Here is a 17400-nt window from a genome sequence, read left to right as displayed (position 1 = left end):
CCCGCCGCGCGGCAGGTGCGCCGGTCGCTCGTCACCTCGGACCGGTCACAAGCGTCTTGGGCCGGCCGGCCGACGTGGCGGTATGGTCACGCTCTCCCCGCAATCGCGGTCGCTCGCCGTGGGCTACGGGCTCGGCATCTCCGGGCCGGTGCTGGCGTTCCTGCTGACGCTCCCGCCGGTGTTCGTGCTCACGCTGGCGGGCGTCTCGTCGGTCGTCGTCCTCCTCACGGTCAGCTTCGTCTTCGGGCAGTACCTCCCGTTCATGGCGTTCCCGCTGGCCTACTTCCGGTACGTCAGGGGGATGGACTGGGCGGAGATCCGCGAGTACCTCGGGGTTCGCGTCCCGTCGCTCCGCGAGCTCGGCGTCGTCGTCGTGGGCTTTTTCGCGGTGCTCGTGCTCGCGCTCGGCACCATCTACGTCGTCACCGAGATCGTCGGCGCGACGCCCGCCGAGAACACCGCCGGCGAACTCGCCCAGCAGCTCCCACGGATCATCCCGCTGTTCATCGTCGCGTCGCTCGTCGTCATCGGCCCCTGTGAGGAGACGCTGTTCCGCGGCGCGGTGCAGAACCGGCTCCGGGAGTCGTTCTCGGCCCCGGTCGCCATCACGCTCGCGGCAGTCCTGTTCGCCGTGGTCCACGTGACCGCCCTGACCGGCGGCCTGCAGGCCCGCGCGGTCACGATCGGCATCCTGCTCGTCCCCAGTTTCGTGTTCGGCACGGTGTACGAGTACACGGAGAACCTGGTCGTGCCCGCGCTCGTCCACGGCATCTGGAACGCGTTCATCTTCACCAGCCTCTACGTCACCCTCGTCATCGCACCCGAGAGCGGCTCCGCGGCCGTCCTCGCCCCCCGGCTCGGCTGAAACGGTCCGGATCGGGTCCGATCGTTTCCGACCCTTGCCGTTCTCCAATCTCGCCGGTTCCAGCCCGGGCCGCTCCCGACCCGACGGTTCTCGACCCCGACGGCCTCCCCGCTACGAGGGTTCAAATATGAAGCCGGAACCACACCGTCGCGTGGCGTGACCGACGTCACGCGGCGTCCCGCGGTCGTGCGACACGGCGCCGCGTGGGAGAACCGTGTCGCCTGTCAGCCCTTTCGATAGCGGACGCCGTCCGCTCCGACGGCGGACGCGCTGTCCCGTCGATGGCGAACGCTCACGTGAGGGAATCGCCGTCCTCGCCGAGTTCACCGACCTCGCCGTCCCGCCGCCCGGCGAACGGCCGCGCCGGTTCGTAGTAGGCCGCGACCGCGAGATACGAGTAGGCGGCGACGAGCATCATGCAGCTGATGAGCAGGTAACAGAGTCGCGCGAGCAGTCCGATCGACGTGCCGAACACGGTGGCGAGTTCCGCCGCGTCGACGACGCTGACGCCGGCGACGACGGTCCCGCCGTACACGAGACACAGCAGCGCGTAGAAGGCCGCCCGCGGCACGCGTTCCCAGATGGTCTCGTCCGAGCGGAACATCCCGTACTCGCGTTCCCAGTCGAACCCGTCGACGTCGATGCTGTTCTGCAGTTCGACGATGTGGGTGGCGAGCCGCGCGACCCAGCACATGTTGAGCGCGTGAACGACGAACAGGACGCCGACCACGACGGGGATGACCGCGATCACGACGCGGCTCGACGGCTGGTAGAGGCCGTAGGCCGCGATGAGCCCGCAGGCACCGATGCCGCGGGTCATCGTCGTCGTCGACTTCTCGTTGACCGCCCTGATCTCCTCGCGTAACTCCCGGTACTGCGCGAGCCGGTAGTCGTCAGGGTCGGCCATCGGAGGCGACACTCACCCGTCGCACTTGACAGTATCCCTCCGCACGTGCGAACGCAACCCTTACCGAAGCGCCGCGGGAACTCGGGGGCATGCGCGATCACTTCGAGGTCCGGGCCCAGGACGCCGCGGGCCGCATCGGGGAGCTGACCGTTCCCCGCGCGGGGGTCACCGTCGAGACGCCCGCGCTCCTCCCGGTCATCAACCCGAACCTCCTCACCGTCGAGCCCGCCCGACTCGAGGCGGAGTTCGGCGCCGAGATCCTCATCACCAACTCCTACATCATTCGCAACGACGAGGACCTCCGCGAGCGGGCCGAGCGCGAGGGGCTCCACGGGATGCTCGGGTTCGACGGCGCGATCATGACCGATTCGGGCAGCTTCCAGCTCGCCGAGTACGGCGAGATCGACACGACGACCCGCGAGATCCTCGCGTTTCAGCGGGACATCGGCAGCGACGTCGGGACGCCGGTCGACATCCCGACGCCGCCGGACGCCTCGCGCGAGCGGGCGGCGGCCGACCTCGACACCACCGCCGAGGCGCTCGCGGACGCCGCGGCGGTCGACGTCGGCGACATGCTCGTGAACGCGCCCGTCCAGGGGGCCACCTTCGCGAACCTCCGGGAACGGGCGGGCCGCGAGGCCGCCGCGACCGACCTCGACGTGTTCCCCGTCGGCGCCATCGTGCCGATGCTGAACGCGTACCGCTATGGCGACATGGTCGACGCCGTCGCCGCCGCCAAGCGCGGCCTCGACGAGGACTGTCCGGTCCACCTGTTCGGGGCCGGCCACCCGATGATGTTCGCGCTGGCGGTCGCGCTCGGCTGTGACCTGTTCGACTCGGCGGCTTACGCGCTCTACGCCCGCGACGGCCGCTACCTCACCGTGTCGGGCACCGAACACCTCGAGGACCTGGAGTACCTCCCGTGCTCGTGTCCGATCTGTCACGAGCACTCCGCGGCTGGCCTCCGCGCCGCTGCCGCGGACGAGCGGGAACGGCTCCTCGCCGAGCACAACCTCCACGTCACGTTCGAGGAGCTGCGGCGGGTGAAAGGGGCCGTCCGCGACGGCGACCTGCTCGAACTCGTCGACCAGCGGGCCCGCTCGCACCCGGCGATGCTCGACGGCTACCGCGCGCTGCTGGACCACGCCGAGCAGCTGGAGCGGGCCGACCACGCCAGCAAGGGGGCGTTCTTCGCGGTCTCCCACGAGTCCGCCCGCCGCCCCGAGGTGCTTCGCCACCACGAGCGCCTGGATCGCCTCTCGGTCCCCGACCGCCTGCTGCTCTCCGAGTACGGCAGGCCCTCGGAGCACAAGTACGACGAGGTGTGGCGCGTCGTGCCGCCGCTCGGCCCGTTCCCGCGCGCGCTCTCGGAGACGTACCCGCTGACCGCGGAGACGCCTGACCGGACCGACGAGTCCGCCGAGCGGGCGGCAGCCGACGGCGTGGCCGCGCTCGTGGCCGCCGACCCGGACTCGGCGGTCACGCTCGCCCACGACGGCTGGCACGACGCCGCCCTTTCCCGGGTCCCCGACTCGGTGACGCTGGAGGACCTCTCGGCGCTGGGCGATCGGTAGTCGAAGCGGGTCGTAGTGCTAGGGGATCGGTACTCAGGCTGCAGGGACGCGCAGCGTCGCAACCGTTCCACCGTCCGGTCCGTCGCCGAGCGTGAACTCCCCGTCGATCGTTTCCGCGACGGCGCGCGCGATCCAGAGGCCGAGTCCGCTCCCGTGTTCGACCGCCGTGAGGTCGCGGTCACCGAGCACGACCTCCCGTTCGCTCGGGGGAACACCCGGTCCGTCGTCGACGACGGTGAACTCCGACCAGCCGTCGGTCGCTCGTCCCCGAACCTCGACGGTCGGCGCCGCCCCGCCGTGGAGCGCCGCGTTCTCCACGAGCTCCTTGACCGCGAGCGCGATCCGGCCGTCGTCCTCGACCAGAACGTCGTCGACGGTGCCGTCGGCGACCGTCGCCTCGTCGTTCGCCTCGCCGGCAGCAGTCTCCGCGCCAGCGACGATCTCCGCGGCCTCGGTCGCCACCGCGTCAGTCGGCCGTTCCGTGTACAGCGCCATCTCTCTCGCCTTGTCGGCGAGGTCGTTGATGGAATCGGCACGCGTTCGGAGCGTTTCGGCGGAGTCGGCCGCGGCGGTCCCGTCATCGACGGCGTCGACCAGGAGCTCGGCGTGCCCGAGAATGACGTTCGTCCCGTTGCGGATGTTGTGCCGGAGCGCCCGGTTCAGCACGGCCGTGCGGCGGCGCTCCCGAGCGAGCTGTTCGGCGCGAACCCGCCGGGCGTCGTAGACGCCGATGATGATGTGTGCGCCGGCACCGATCGCGAGCAACGTGCCGAGGACGAACGTCGGCGACTGCACCACGCCGCCGTCCGCCCGTTGATACGCGAACAGCGCGAGCATCACCGCCCCGAGCACCGCGATGCCGAGGAAGTTCCAGGCGGCGATTCGGATCGTGTTGCGCGTCGACATCGTGCTCCGGTAGAGGAACCCACCGACGGCGACCAGCGCGATCGCCACGACCGTCCCGAGGACCGCCAGTCCGGTGCCGACCGTCGCTCCGCCCGCGAACAGCTGGCTGGCCGTCGGCGTCAGCAGCGCAACGCCGCTCAGCGAGATCGTCCCGCACGCGAGCGCGCGGAGCTTCCCTCGCTCCGGGTTCGGCGGTTCGATCGTCGGAAACACTCCGAACTGCCGCAGGCGATCGCCGAGCAGTCCACCCTTCGGCCGCCACGTCGTTCCTGGTTCGTCGGTTGCCACTACGGAGAGGGTCCGACGACGGGCTCGTTAAGGGCTGGTTCCCCGCTATCGGCTCTGATAACGGCGGGTGATGTCCCCCGACGGGAACGAAAGCGCCTAACCCGTTCCCCCCGCACGCTCGCCCATGACCGACTACTTCGAGGTCCACGAGCGGGACGGCGCCGCCCGCCTCGCGGAGCTTCGGCTCTCCTCCCCGGTGACGACGCCGGCTCTAGCTGACGATCTTCTCGCCGACGCCGCCTCGCTCTGGGGCGAGGACCGCGACGTGCCCGAGGGCGACGCGGACGCCCTGACCGTGCTCCCTCACCGGGCGTTCCCCGCGGGCACCCGCGACCCGGTCGTGGAGTCGTTCGCCGTCGAGTACCCGGACGTCGACGCGCCGACCGCGGCGGTCGTCAAGAGCGACGCGACCGGAGCCGCCGGCGCGGCCTCCGCACCCGTCGACGCGTACGCCCTCAGCGACGCCGGCGGGTTCCTCGGTCACGCGTCGGCGTTCGTGGACGCGGTCATCGAGGTGCGCGAGTCGGTCCCGGCCGACACCGCGCTGTATCTCCCCGGGGCCGCGACGCCCGCGAACGCGGCCACGCTCGTCTACGCCGGCGTCGACCTGCTGGACGCCAAGCGCGCGCGGATCAAGGGCTCGCAGGGGAAGTACCTCACCACCGACGGCGAGCGCTTCCTGGCGGACCTCGACGAGTTGCCCTGTGCCTGCCCCGCCTGCCAGGTTCCCCGCGCCGAGTTCGACCGCGCCGACTGCGAGGCGCACAACGTCAACGCGCTCGCGGGCGAACTCCGGCGGGTCCGCCGACGGATCCGCGAGGGCCGACTGCGGGACTACGTCGAGGGGCAGGCGCGCCACGAGCAGTGGCTCACCGCGACGTTCAGGGAACTGGACGCCCAGTACGGCTATCTGGAGGAGCGGACGCCCCTCGTCCGCGATTCCGAACTGACCGCGGCCAGCGAGGACACACTCCGGCGGGTCGAGATCCAGCGCTTCGCCGACCGCGTCACCGGGCGGTACGTCAATCGCTTCCGGAACCCGCTCGTGCTGGTGCCCTGTTCGGCGACGAAGCCGTACTCGGAGAGCCAGAGCCACGCGCAGTTCCACGACGCGATCCAGTACCGCGCCCACCTCGCGTCGATGACCTCGCCCATCGGCGTCGTCCCCCAGGAGCTCGAACTCACCTACCCCGCACAGCACTACGACACCGTCGTGACCGGGCGCTGGAGCGAGGACGAGAAGTCGTTCGTCGCCGCCGTCCTCCGGCGCTACCTCGAACGCAACGAGTACCCCCGGGTCGTCGCGCACGTCCCCGACGAGGGCTACCGGCACATCTGCGAGCGCGTCGAGGAGGAGGTCGACGTGCCGTTCGAGTACACCGTCGCGAACCACCCCACGACGACCGACTCCATCGCGAACCTGATGTCGACGCTCGACGGCGAACTGAAGTACTCGAAGCGCGAGCGCCAGCACAACACGGTCCGCGCGCTGGCCGACTACATGCTGGGCGAGGGCGCGGGCGACGACCTGTTCGAGAAACTGAACACGACCAGCCGCTACCCGAAGCTCCAGGTCCGCGACGACGACGGCGAGCAGCTGGCGACGATGGTGCCCAACTACGGCGTACTCGCGTTCACGCTCGCCGGCGCGCGGCGCTGGGTCGAGAGCGACGCCCCGACGAAACGCGTCGAGATCGACGGGTTCGTCCCGCGCGGGAGCGTCCTCGCGCCGGGGATCCTCGACGCCGACGACGACATCCGTGTCGGCGACGAGGTGGTCGTCGAGGGGCCGAAGGCGTTCGCGGTCGGGCGGGCAAGCATGTCCGGCCCGGAGATGCGCTCCTCGACGCGCGGCGAGGCCGTCCAGGTGCGCCACGCCGAGGAGACGTAACCGCGCGGTGAGTAACGGTTTTGTGCCCCGTGACCGGACTCCCCACCAGTGACCAGCCTCCACCGTCGGCTCGTCGGCGCGGCCCCCGCCATCTTCGCCGTGGGGACGCTGCCGTTCGTCGCGCTCTCGGCCATCCTGCTCGGCGGCCAGGCGGCCGCGATCGTCGCCATCCTCGGCTGGTTCCTCCTCACGCCGCTGTCGGCGGTCATCCAGGAGGAGGTGCTGGCCGACGAAGGGACGGGCTGGAACCGGACCGAGGGTGACGACGACGCCGTCGTCGAACGTCGGAACCCGTGGTGGGGGACCGTCGAGACGCGCGAGGTCGAAGAGTCCGACCCGCTCGACCGGCTCCGGGAACGCTACGCCGACGGCGAGATCGACGAGGACGAGTTCGAGCGCCGGCTCGACCTCCTGCTCGACACCGAGGACGTCGGCCCCGAGACGGCCCGCGAACGGGTACGGGAACGGTCCCGGGAGTAGCGCCGGCGATTCCACCTCGTCCGCCGGCCGAAACGAATAACGGGACCGCGTGGCTTGGACCGCCGTGGTCCCCACCAGATACCCCGCCTCCGCCGGCCTGCTGGCCGGCCTCGTGACGCTCCGCGATCGACTCATCGGCTTCGTGTTCGCCTGGACGGACCCGACCGCGACGGCGCTGGCGACGTACTACTCGGCCACCCGATGGCTCGCGTTCCTGCTCGTTCCTGTCGCGGCGCTGGCCGTCGGCTACGCCGGCGGCCGAGCCGCGTCGGGCGACCCTGACCCCGACCTACCACGGGTCGGCCTCGTCGGGTTCGCGATCGGCGTCGTGGCGTCGGCGCTCGCGCTCGGCGTCGCCGTCCTCCTCCGGCCCGAGTCGGTCTCCTCGACCGCCGGACTGCCCCTCCGAGCGGTGCAGTTCTCGCTCGCGCTCGTGGAGGCGCCCGCGCTCGCGGCGGTCGCGGCGGTCGCCGGCGTCGCGCTCGGTGCCGACCGCGGGAGCCGCTGACCGCGAAGCGAATACCTACAGTCCTCCCGACTCACTCCCGGACATGGACGACACCGGGACGCGCGCCGGCGTCGACGTCGGCGGCACGTTCACGGACCTGGTCACGGTCCGGGACGGCCGCGTGAGCGTCGACAAGACGCCCTCGACCCCCTCGGCACCCGAGGAAGGGGTGCTGACCGGGCTCGACGGACTCGACGCACCGTTCGGGGAAGTCGGCTTCCTCGGCCACGGCACGACCGTCGCGACCAACGCCGTGCTGGAGGGCGAGTGGGCCGACACCGCGCTCGTCACCACCGCGGGCTTTTCGGACGCCCCCGAGATCGGCAGACAGCACCGCCCGGACATCTACGACTTCGCCGCCGAGAAGCCGACGCCCGTGGTCGAGCGCGACCGCCGGTACGGCGTGCCCGAACGGGTCGACGAGCGCGGCGAGGTGCTCGAACCGCTCGACGAGGACGCCGTCCGCGCGGTCGCGGCCGACCTCCGGGAGGCCGGCGTCGAGAGCGTCGCCGTCTCGCTGCTGTTCTCCTTCGAGCGTCCTGACCACGAGCGCCGGGTCCGGGACCTGCTGCGGGACGAAGGGCTCGACGTCTCCGTCTCGCTCTCCGCGGACGTGCTCCCGGAGATTCGGGAGTACGAACGAACGCTCGCGACGAGCCTGAACGCGGCGCTCAAGCCGGTCATGGACGAGTACCTCGGCGCGCTCTCGGAGGGCGCGGCCGGGATGGGGCTCGACACGCCGCTGCGCGTGATGGGCTCGAACGGCGGGCTGATGGCAGCCGAGGCGGCCCGGGAACGCCCGGTCAACACCCTCCTCTCGGGCCCGGCGGCGGGCGTCCGGGGCGCGACCCACGTCGCCGGCCGCAGGGGGATTTCTGACCTCATCACGATGGACATGGGCGGGACCTCGTGTGACGTCTCGCTCGTACGCGACGGCGAGCCGCTGGTGACGACCGACACCGAGGTCGGCGACTACCCGGTCTCGGTGCCGACGGTGGACGTTCACACCGTCGGCGCGGGCGGCGGCTCCATCGCCGCCGTCGACGCGGGCGGCGCGCTTCGGGTCGGCCCGCAGTCGGCGGGTGCCGAGCCGGGACCGATCTGTTACGGCCGCGGCGGCACCGAGCCGACCATCACCGACGCCCACCTCCTGCTCGGCCGCATCGACCCGACCGGGTTCCTCCCGGAGGCGCTCGACCGCGACGCGCCGGCGGTCAGAAGGGCGTTCGAACCGCTCGCCGACGCGGTCGGCGGGAGCGTCGAGGACGCCGCGGCCGGGGTGCTCGACGTCGCAAACGCGAACATGGAGCGCGCGCTCCGGGTCGTCTCCGTCGAGCGGGGCTACGACCCGCGTGAGTTCGCGCTCGTCGCGTTCGGCGGGGCGGGGCCGTTGCACGCGGCCGCGCTGGCCGATGCGCTGGAGGTCCCCGAGGTCGTCGTCCCCCGCGCCGCGGGGGTCCTCTCCGCGCTGGGGCTGCTCATCAGCGACGTCACGTACGACTACTCGAGTTCGATGGTCCGCCGGTGGGGGGAGGTGTCTCCCGCGACCCTGGAGTCGACGTTCGCCGGATTCGAGCGGGAGGGGCGCGAGGAACTGGCCGCCGCGGGCCACGACGAGGCGGCCCGTCGGTTCGAGCGCGCCGTGGACCTGCGCTACGCCGGCCAGTCGTTCGACCTCTCGGTGCCGGTCGGCGACGACGTGGGTCCCGGGGACCTCGACGCGGTCGCCGAGCGCTTCCACGAGGCCCACGAGCGCCGGTACGGCCACGCCTACCGCGAGGAGCCGGTGGAGCTCGTGACGGTTCGGCTTCGTGCCCGGGGCGTCGTCGAGCCGCCCGAACTCTCGGTCGAGGACCGCGCGGGCGACCCGGCAGACGCGGTGGCCGAGACCCGAGATGTGCTGTTCCACGGCGACCCGCACGATACACCCGTCTACGACCGCGAGCGCCTGCCGACCGACGCCGCCTTCGACGGGCCGGCGGTCGTCGAGGGCGCCGAGAGCACCGTCGTCGTCCACCCCGGCCAGCGGGCGCGGGTCGACGGCGACGCGAACCTCGTGGTCTCGACGGGGGGCGAGCGATGACCGACCGGGACGCGGGCGACGCGCCCGAGGTCGACTCCGTTACTCTGGAGGTCGTCCGCAACGCCTGCGAGGCGGTCGCCGAGGAGATGAACGCGAACCTCGTCCGGACGGGCTACTCGCCGAACGTCAAGGAGCGGCGCGACTGCTCGACCGCGCTGTTCGACGCGGACGGAGAGATGATCGCCCAGGCCGAGACGATGCCGGTCCACCTGGGTGCGATGCCGTTCTCGGTCGCGGCCGCCGTGGAGGCGTTCCCACCCGAGACGCTCTCGCCGGGTGACTCGGTGCTGTTGAACGATCCGTTCCGCGGCGGCGCACACCTGCCCGACCTGACGCTGGTGACGCCGGTGTTCGACGAGTCGGGCGAGGAACTGCTCGCGTTCGCCGCGAACCGCGCCCACCACGCCGACGTCGGCGGTTCCACCGCGGGCAGCGTCGCCGCCGACTCGACCGAGATCTACCAGGAGGGCCTGCGGATCCCGCCGGTGAAGTTCGAATCGGGCGGCGACGTTCGCGAGGACGTCCTCTCGATGATCCTCGCCAACGTCCGGACCCCCGAGGAGCGACGCGGCGACCTCCGGGCACAGACCGCCGCGAACGCCACCGGGAGACGGCGGTTCCGGGAGGTCGCGGCCGAGCACGGCGACCTGCTCGAACCCGCGCTGGCGGAGATCAAGGACTACTCCGAGCGCCGAATGTGCGCGGAGATCAGGAACCTTCCGGACGGGACCTACGAGTTCGCCGACGTGCTGGACGACGACGGGCGCGGGAACGAGGACCTGCCCGTCGAAGCGGCAGTCGAGATCGAGGGCGACTCGGTCGCGGTCGACTTCGAGGGCACTGCCGCACAGACGGACGGCCCCGTCAACGCCGTCTTCGCCGTCACCGCGTCGGCGACGTACTACGCCGTGCGCTGCGTGACGGACCCGGACATCCCCCCGAACCACGGCTGCTACCGGCCGATCGAGATCCGCGCGCCGGAGGGGACCATCGTCAACCCCGACCCGCCGGCCGCGGTGGTGGGCGGCAACCTCGAGACGTCCCAGCGGGTCACGGACGCGGTGCTGGGCGCGCTCGCCGGGGCCGACCCGGAGGCCGTCGTCGCGGCGTGCCAGGGGACGATGAACAACGTCACGTTCGGCGGCACCGACCCGAGGGACGACGCCCCGTACGCCTTCTACGAGACCCAGGGCGGCGGGTTCGGCGGCCGGGCGATCGGCGACGGAATGGACGGCGTCCACGTCCACATGAGCAACACGTTGAACACGCCAGCGGAGGTGCTCGAAACCGCCTATCCGCTCCGCGTCGAGCGGTACGCCCTCCGCCCCGATTCGGGCGGCGCGGGCGAGTTCCGCGGCGGCCTCGGCCTCCGGCGCGACATCCGCGTCCGGGACCACGAGGCGCGGTTCAGCCTGCTCGCCGAGCGCCACGAGTCCCGCCCGTACGGCCTCGCCGGCGGCGACCCCGGCGCGAACGGCGCGGCCTACCTGGTCGACGACGACGGCGACGAACGCGAGAAACTCCCCGCCAAGCACACCCGCGACCTGCCCGCAGGCTCGGTCGTCAGCGTCCGGACGCCCGGCGGCGGCGGGTACGGCGACCCCGCGGACCGGGACCCGGAGGCGGTCGCGCGCGACCTCCGGCTCGGAAAGCTGTCGCCCGCCCTCGCCCGCGAGGCGTACGGCTACGACCCCGAGGGCGACGAGGACTGACCGACGGGTGGGACCGAACGGGGCAACGGGGGCGTTCGCGGTCATCGACAGTGCCGGTCGCCGACCACGGGACGGACATCGACTCCCAGTAGCCACCAACCCTTATCAGCGGCCCCCGCAACCGATTCACGATGCTCGAAACGGGAGACACCGCGCCCGACGTGACCGCGCCGATGGCGACGCCGGAAGCCGCCGAGACCGCCGAACGCGGCGCGTACACCGGCGAGCACGTCGCGGAGTTCGACCTCGACCGCGCCGCCGCCGACGGGCCGGTCGTCCTCGCGTTCTACCCCGGCGTCTACTCGCGGACCTGCACCGCGGAACTGTGTGCCTACCGCGACTGGCGCGACGACCTCGCCGAGTCGTCGGTCGACGTCTACGGCGTGAGCGTCGACACCCCGTGGTCGCTGCTCGCGTTCGTCGACGAGTACGACCTGGGCTACCCGCTCGTCTCGGGGTTCAACAACTCGATCGTCCGCGAGTTCGGGGTCGAGCGCGGGGGCGGCCTGCTCTCGGGAATCTCCGATCGCGCGGCGTTCGTCGTCGACGACGACCGGCAGGTCACGTGGACGTGGGCGATCCAGGAGTCGGGCGTCTATCCTGAGGTGGCGGAGCTGGAGGCGGCGGTTCGGGACGCTCCGTGATCGGTATCGTGAACGCTTCTGACTGCCTTTCCGACCGACCGACACACCTGGAAAGCCCCCGCGTCGCTCGGTTACGGAAGACGTTCCTGCTCGCTCGCTACGCTCGCTGCGCGGGCTGCGACTTCCGAAGTCACCCTCGCTTACGCTCGCGTGACCTCCCGCGACCCGCTCTGCGCTCCTCAGTCGCTCACTTCGTTCGCTCCCTGCGGTGCTTGAGGGGTCGGGGTTCCCCGAGCGACGCGGCCCCGTTCAGTCCAACCCGATGGTCGATCGGGCCGAGCGCGTCCGCCGACTGACGCCCGTACCGCTGTGGTCAGTCGGGCGGTCGTCGTCGCGGGATGGTCGGGAACGTTGCCCCAGAAGGTGGGTCCTCCCCGTGGATCGGCTCAGTCGTCGGCGATGGCGCCGGGGTCGCCGGCGGCCCTCGCCTCGCGTTCCTCGGGGGTCAACAGCGGCGTTCCGTCGGCCCGCGGGCCGAGCGTCGGGCCGAACGGGCCGGCCTCGGTCGGGTCGAGTTCGCGGGTCGTCCGGTAGTCCGTCGACCGCTCGACCGGGGTGCGACCGATTGAGGTCACCATCTCGACGTAGTCGTCGAAGCTCCGGAACTCGCCGAACTGTCCGCCCGCGCGCTTGGTGATCTCCTCCGAGAGGATGGTGCCCATGAAGTCGTTCGCCCCGCACGAGAGCGTCTTCAGCGCCTTCTCGTCGCCGTACTTCACCCACGACGTCTGGACGTTCTCGACGTTGTCGAGGAACAGGCGCGCGACCGCGATGAGCAGTTCGTCCTCGTCGTCGCTCGCGCCGCCCGAGACGACGCCGTGCTCGTAGAGCGGGGTGCGCTCGTGGACGAACGAGAGCGGGACGAACTCGGTGATGCCGCCGGTCCGGTCCTGGAGGTCCCGGATCCGTTCGAGGTGCATCGCCCGGTGCATCTCGTTCTCGACGTGGCCGTACATCATCGTCGAGGTGACGTCGAGGCCGGCCGCGACCGCGCCCTCCATCGCGTCGAGCCACCCCTGCGTGTCGATCTTCCCGGGGCAGATGACCTCGCGGACCTCGTCCACGAGGATCTCCGCGGCGGTGCCGGGCGCCGAATCGAGGCCCGCCTCCCGGAGTCTCTCGTACACTTCCCTGTAACTCCAGTCGGTTCCCCGCCGGGCGTGGTACGCCTCCTCGGGCGTCATCGAGTGGAGGTGGATGCCGCCCACGGACATGGCCGCCATCTGCTCGACGTACGTGCCGGGGTCGACCACGTAGCGCTCGGGCGGCTTGTAGTTCACCTCGCGGGCCGGGTTCTCGAACCCGCGGAGGATCTCGTGGTGGTCGTCGTTCAGCGCGAACGCGGGGTGCAGCCCGGAGACCGAGGTGACTTCGTAGATGCCCCGATCGAGTCCGGCTTCGACGGCCGCCCTGGATTCGGCGGGGGTCTTGGTGAACCCGCCGTGGTCGGTGCGCCGCGACGGCTCTCCGTCGCCGTCGTGGTCGGTGCGCCGCGACGGCCCTCCGTCGCCGTCGCGGTCGACCTCGAACCGGTGGGCGGTGTCCTTGAAGTTGCAGAACAGACAGCCCGTGTTGCACGCCGTCGTGACGTTGTTGTTCAGGTTCGCGACGAACGTGACGTCGTCGCCGACGACCTCGGCGCGCCGGCGGTCCGCGGCCTCCAGCACCGCCTCCTTGCGCTCCTGGTCGATGCTCGTCGCGCCGTCGGTGCCGGTCGTCAGCAGTTCCACCGCGTCGTCGACGGTCAGGCGCTGGCCGTCGCGGGCCTTCGCCAGGGCGTTCTCGAACGACTGGTCGGTCTCGGGGACGTGTGCGAAGCCGAGGTCGTCCGGGTCGAGGTCGGCCGCCGACGGGCGCGTCATCGGTCGAACGGTCACGACCCGGGGGGAAAAGCGGGACGGTGCCGGTCCCCCTCGCCGGTCCCGGCTCCCTCCGGTGGGGGCGGACCCGCGAACCGCTCCCGCGTCACCGGAGCCCTCTTGGTCGTCGGCGTGCCCCGTGTACCCATGAGTCAGGGTGCGGACGGACGGGACCCGGGGTTCCTCGACGACCTCGCGCTCGACGGCGAGGTGTCGCGGGGCACCTCGGACCGCGGCACGCACGCCGGGAGCTACGACACGGCCCCCGACGACGAGGTGCTCCCCGACGCGGTCGTGTTCCCCGAGTCGACCGCCGACGTGTCCGCGGTGCTGGCGGCGGCCGACGACCGCGGCGTCGCCGTCACGCCCTACGCCGCGGGGACGAGCCTGGAGTCACACGTAACGCCCGTCGAGGGCGGAATCAGCCTCGATCTCACGCGCATGGACCGCGTCGTCGACGTGCGCCCCGACGACCTCACCGTCGACGTCGAACCGGGCGTCGTCGGCGACGACCTGAACGAACGGGTCGCCCGCCACGGCCTCACCTTCCCGCCGCTCCCCTCCTCGGGAGCCATCTCGACGGTCGGGGGCATGATCGCCACCGACGCCTCCGGCATGGGGACGGTGAAGTACGGCGAGGTCGGCGACTGGGTCCGCGCGCTGGAGGTCGTGCTCGCGGACGGCACCGTGATCGAAACCGGCACCATGGCCGCCAAGACCTCCAGCGGCTACAACCTCACCGACCTGCTGGTCGGCTCGGAGGGAACCCTGGGCGTCGTGACGCGCGCGACGCTCGAACTCGCGGGCATCCCCGAGCAGGTCCGCGGCGGCCGGGCAGTGTTCCCGACGCTCGATGACGCGACAGCGGCGGTCCGGGACGCCGTCACGTCCGGGGTCGACGTGGCGAAGATCGAACTGATGGACGCCGACGCCGCGGCGGTCGCCAACGACTACTCCGGGACGGAGATGCCCGAGCGCCCGATGGCGTTCGTGGAGTTCCACGCCGACCACGGCGTCGAGGAGGAGGTCGCGTTCTGCAGGGCGGTGTTTGCCGCACACGACGTGGAGTCGTTCGAGGTGGACGAGGGCGACGGGATGGACGACCTCTGGACGGCCCGCCGGGACATCACCTACGCCGCCGACGAGTGGCGCGAGGGGGCGTCGATGGGTCACCCCGGCGACGTCACGGTGCCCATCGGCGCCTACCCCGAGATGATCCGCGCGGTGAAGGACGTCGCCGCCGAGTACGACCTGTTCGTGCCGGCGTTCGGCCACGCGGGCGACGGCAACCTCCACTACTTCGCCGTCTACGACCACGACGACCCCGACGAGTCGACCCGCGCCGAGCGGGCCTACGAGGACCTGATCGGGCGCGCCCTGGAACTCGACGGCACCGTCACCGGCGAACACGGCATCGGCAAGGGGAAACGCGAGTTCCTCCGGCGCGAGCACGGCGACGCCGTCGACGCGATGCGGGCGGTGAAGGACGCGCTCGACCCGAACGGGACGCTGAACCCGGGGACGACGTTCCCGGAGGAGTAGCTTCACCCAGTTCGGTTGCCTACACCACCTTCATGCCCACCGTCCGGACCGACGACGTCGAGACCCACTACCTGCGCCGGGGGAGCGGGCCCCCGGTCGTGTTCCTCCACGGTGCCATGCTGGAGTCGAGCCAGTGGCTCCCGCAGGCCGAGGCGCTGGCCGACGAGTACACGACGATTGCCTACGACGTCCGGGGGCACGGCCGGACGGGCGGGTCGGAGATTGAGTCGTACTCCATCGACCTGTTCGCCGAGGATCTGGACGCGTTTCTGCGGGCGCTCGACCTGGACCGACCGGTGCTCTGTGGCCTCTCGATGGGCGGGGCCATTGCACAGGTGTACGCCGCCCGGTACCCCGAAGGCGTGGCCGGCCTCGTGCTCGCGGACACGTTCACCCCCGAGTTCACGACCTGGCGGGACCGGGTCCAGTTCGCGACGCTGCGGGCGACGATTCCGCCCGCGCGCCTGATCGGCTACGAGCGGGTCGAGCGCGTGCTGACGTGGCTGAACGAACTGGTCAACCCGGGGTCTGCCGGCGACTACGACACCGTCGAGGAACTCAGGGAGGACGCCCCGACGATGGCGACGGCGGAGTTCGTGAAGGTCGTCCGCGCGCTGACGGCGTACCCGGGAACGCCGCTCGACCTCTCGGCCATCACCGCCCCGACGCTGGTGCTGTACGGGGAGAACGACGTCGGCCTCGCCCGCCGCCAGGCCGCGAAACTGGGGGCCGAACTCCCGGACGCGACCGTGCGGGTGGTGCTCGACGCCGGCCACGCCTCGAACCTCGACGACCCCGCGGTCGTCACGGCCGCCATCCGGGAGTTCCTGGCCGAACACGCCGGAGGGTCCGGGGGTTCCTCCGGCGACGTGGGGTCGCCGTGAGCACCGGACCGGTTCTCCCCGCCGGCGGCATCTCCCCCCGCCGCCCGCCCCGAAGACACACGAACGTGTATATCAATTCCCGGTCGGGGGTCGAGGTACGCACGGAACTGAAAGATTCATACGGCCCGCGCCCGGCACCTCGGCCATGACGAGCGTGAAGGAGTTCCGCGTCGAGCGCGCGCCCACCGACGCGGCACCCGGCGCGGGGAGCTTCGTCTTCACCGACGACTACTCCGTCTTCGACTGGGGGAAGATGCCCGACGAGATCCCGGGGAAGGGCGCGTCGCTCTGCACGATGGGCGCGTTCAACTTCGAACTGCTCGAACGCGCGGGCGTCCCGACACACTACCGCGGCGTGGGGGCGGACGCGACCCCGCTCGCCGAGGCCGAGGACGCCCCGGGCGAACTCGCCATCGACCTCGTGAACGTCCCCGACCTCCCGTTCTCGGACGGCGAGTACGACTACGACGCGTTCCACGCCGAAACCGGATCGAACTACGTCGTCCCCCTCGAGATCGTGTTCCGGAACGCGGTCCCCGTCGGCTCCAGCCTCCGCTCGCGCGCCGACCCCCGCGACCTCGGCCTCGACCGCGACGAGTGGCCCGACGAGGCCGTCCCGCTCCCGGTTCCGGTCGTCGAGTTCTCGACGAAGTTCGAGGAGCAGGACCGCTACCTCGACGCCGACGAGGCCGGGGACGTCGCCGGCGAGGCCGACGCCGACGACCTCGAGTCGGTCGCCCGGCGCGTGAACGACCTGCTCACCGAGCGCGCGGCCGAGACGGGGTTCGTCCACGAGGACGGGAAGATCGAGTGCTGTTACGTCGACGGCGAGGTCCGCGTCGCCGACGTCGTGGGGACGTTCGACGAGAACCGCTTCGCCTACGACGGCCAGGAGGTGTCCAAGGAGGTCGTCCGGCAGTACTACAAGCGCGAGCACCCGGATTGGGTCGAGGCGGTGGGCGAGGCGAAGGCGCGTGCGGACCGCGAGGACGTCGCCGACTGGCGGCCGCTCTGCGGGGTCGAACCGCCGGCGCTCCCCGGGGGAGTGGTGGAAGCCGCCGCCGACATGTACGTCGCCGGCGCGAACGCGTACACCGACGGCGACTGGTTCGACGCGCCGGACGTCGGCGCGGCGGTCGAGCGCGTTCGGGAGCTGTAATCGGGCGGGGGTGGCGAGTTCACGACCGGTCGCGTCGAGCTGGTCCTCGGTCGCGCACGAGAATCACTGACGACGCCCTCCTCGCGCCGCCCGCCGAG

General features: G+C 71.6%; 14 protein-coding genes. 11 read left to right on the top strand and 3 right to left on the bottom strand.

The genetic code is table 11. The features are described from left to right. Positions 1 to 82 precede the first annotated feature (82 nt). Complete coding sequence (locus tag RJT50_RS03225; RefSeq protein ID WP_313694037.1) at positions 83 to 865, top strand: CPBP family intramembrane glutamic endopeptidase; 783 nt, start codon at positions 83 to 85, stop codon at positions 863 to 865. A 292-nt stretch (positions 866 to 1157) separates the two neighbouring features. On the opposite strand, the gene RJT50_RS03220 is transcribed toward RJT50_RS03225, so the two are convergent. Beyond that, the gene (locus RJT50_RS03220; RefSeq protein WP_313694036.1) at positions 1158 to 1772 is read right to left on the bottom strand and encodes a hypothetical protein; all 615 of its coding nucleotides are present in this window, start codon (positions 1770 to 1772) and stop codon (positions 1158 to 1160) included. Positions 1773 to 1861: 89 nt separating this feature from the next. On the opposite strand from RJT50_RS03220, the gene tgtA reads away from it, so the two are divergent. Continuing rightward, complete coding sequence (gene tgtA / locus RJT50_RS03215; RefSeq protein WP_313694034.1) at positions 1862 to 3346, top strand: tRNA guanosine(15) transglycosylase TgtA; 1485 nt, start codon at positions 1862 to 1864, stop codon at positions 3344 to 3346. Positions 3347 to 3379: 33 nt separating this feature from the next. On the opposite strand, the gene RJT50_RS03210 is transcribed toward tgtA, so the two are convergent. Next, positions 3380 to 4540: an ATP-binding protein gene (locus RJT50_RS03210; RefSeq protein ID WP_313694031.1), complete on the bottom strand. Its 1161-nt coding sequence runs from the start codon at positions 4538 to 4540 to the stop codon at positions 3380 to 3382. Positions 4541 to 4664: 124 nt separating this feature from the next. Here RJT50_RS03210 and arcS point away from each other — a divergent pair, with 124 nt between their 5' ends. From arcS to RJT50_RS03180, 6 genes are all read left to right on the top strand, one after another. Then, positions 4665 to 6431, top strand: coding sequence for an archaeosine synthase subunit alpha (arcS, locus tag RJT50_RS03205; protein ID WP_313694029.1), 1767 nt, complete (start codon positions 4665 to 4667; stop codon positions 6429 to 6431). 48 nt (positions 6432 to 6479) lie between these two features. Then, a complete protein-coding gene (locus RJT50_RS03200) occupies positions 6480 to 6911 on the top strand; it encodes an SHOCT domain-containing protein (protein WP_313694026.1) in 432 nt (143 codons plus the stop codon). Positions 6912 to 6975: 64 nt separating this feature from the next. Continuing rightward, positions 6976 to 7419, top strand: a complete 444-nt coding sequence (locus RJT50_RS03195; protein WP_313694025.1) for a hypothetical protein — start codon at positions 6976 to 6978, stop codon at positions 7417 to 7419. A gap of 43 nt (positions 7420 to 7462) precedes the next feature. Beyond that, positions 7463 to 9502, top strand: a complete 2040-nt coding sequence (locus RJT50_RS03190; RefSeq protein WP_313694022.1) for a hydantoinase/oxoprolinase family protein — start codon at positions 7463 to 7465, stop codon at positions 9500 to 9502. Continuing rightward, positions 9499 to 11214, top strand: coding sequence for a hydantoinase B/oxoprolinase family protein (locus RJT50_RS03185; protein WP_313694019.1), 1716 nt, complete (start codon positions 9499 to 9501; stop codon positions 11212 to 11214). Before RJT50_RS03190 ends, RJT50_RS03185 begins: the two co-directional genes overlap by 4 nt. Before the next feature lie 131 nt (positions 11215 to 11345). Then, on the top strand, positions 11346 to 11858 hold the full coding sequence (locus RJT50_RS03180; protein ID WP_313694016.1) for a redoxin domain-containing protein: 513 nt from the start codon (positions 11346 to 11348) through the stop codon (positions 11856 to 11858). Positions 11859 to 12244: 386 nt separating this feature from the next. Here RJT50_RS03180 and cofH read toward each other — a convergent pair whose 3' ends face one another. Further along, entirely contained in the window at positions 12245 to 13720 is a 1476-nt protein-coding gene (gene cofH / locus RJT50_RS03175) for a 7,8-didemethyl-8-hydroxy-5-deazariboflavin synthase subunit CofH (protein WP_313694014.1), read from the bottom strand. Between the two features lie 144 nt (positions 13721 to 13864). Between cofH and RJT50_RS03170 the strand changes: the two genes are divergently transcribed. The 3 genes from RJT50_RS03170 to RJT50_RS03160 all read left to right on the top strand — a co-directional run bounded on the left by RJT50_RS03170 (position 13865) and on the right by RJT50_RS03160 (position 17302). Then, entirely contained in the window at positions 13865 to 15259 is a 1395-nt protein-coding gene (locus RJT50_RS03170; RefSeq protein WP_313694012.1) for an FAD-binding oxidoreductase, read from the top strand. A 32-nt stretch (positions 15260 to 15291) separates the two neighbouring features. After that, the gene (locus tag RJT50_RS03165; protein ID WP_313694011.1) at positions 15292 to 16143 is read left to right on the top strand and encodes an alpha/beta fold hydrolase; all 852 of its coding nucleotides are present in this window, start codon (positions 15292 to 15294) and stop codon (positions 16141 to 16143) included. A 145-nt stretch (positions 16144 to 16288) separates the two neighbouring features. Next, positions 16289 to 17302 carry a phosphoribosylaminoimidazolesuccinocarboxamide synthase gene (locus RJT50_RS03160; protein WP_313694008.1) on the top strand — a complete coding sequence of 338 codons (1014 nt, stop codon included), beginning with the start codon at positions 16289 to 16291 and terminating at the stop codon, positions 17300 to 17302. Positions 17303 to 17400: the final 98 nt, after the last annotated feature.

This window comes from Halobaculum sp. XH14 (assembly GCF_032116555.1).
GTDB lineage: Archaea > Halobacteriota > Halobacteria > Halobacteriales > Haloferacaceae > Halorarum > Halorarum halobium.
This window is presented reverse-complemented; position numbering and strand designations above follow the sequence as displayed.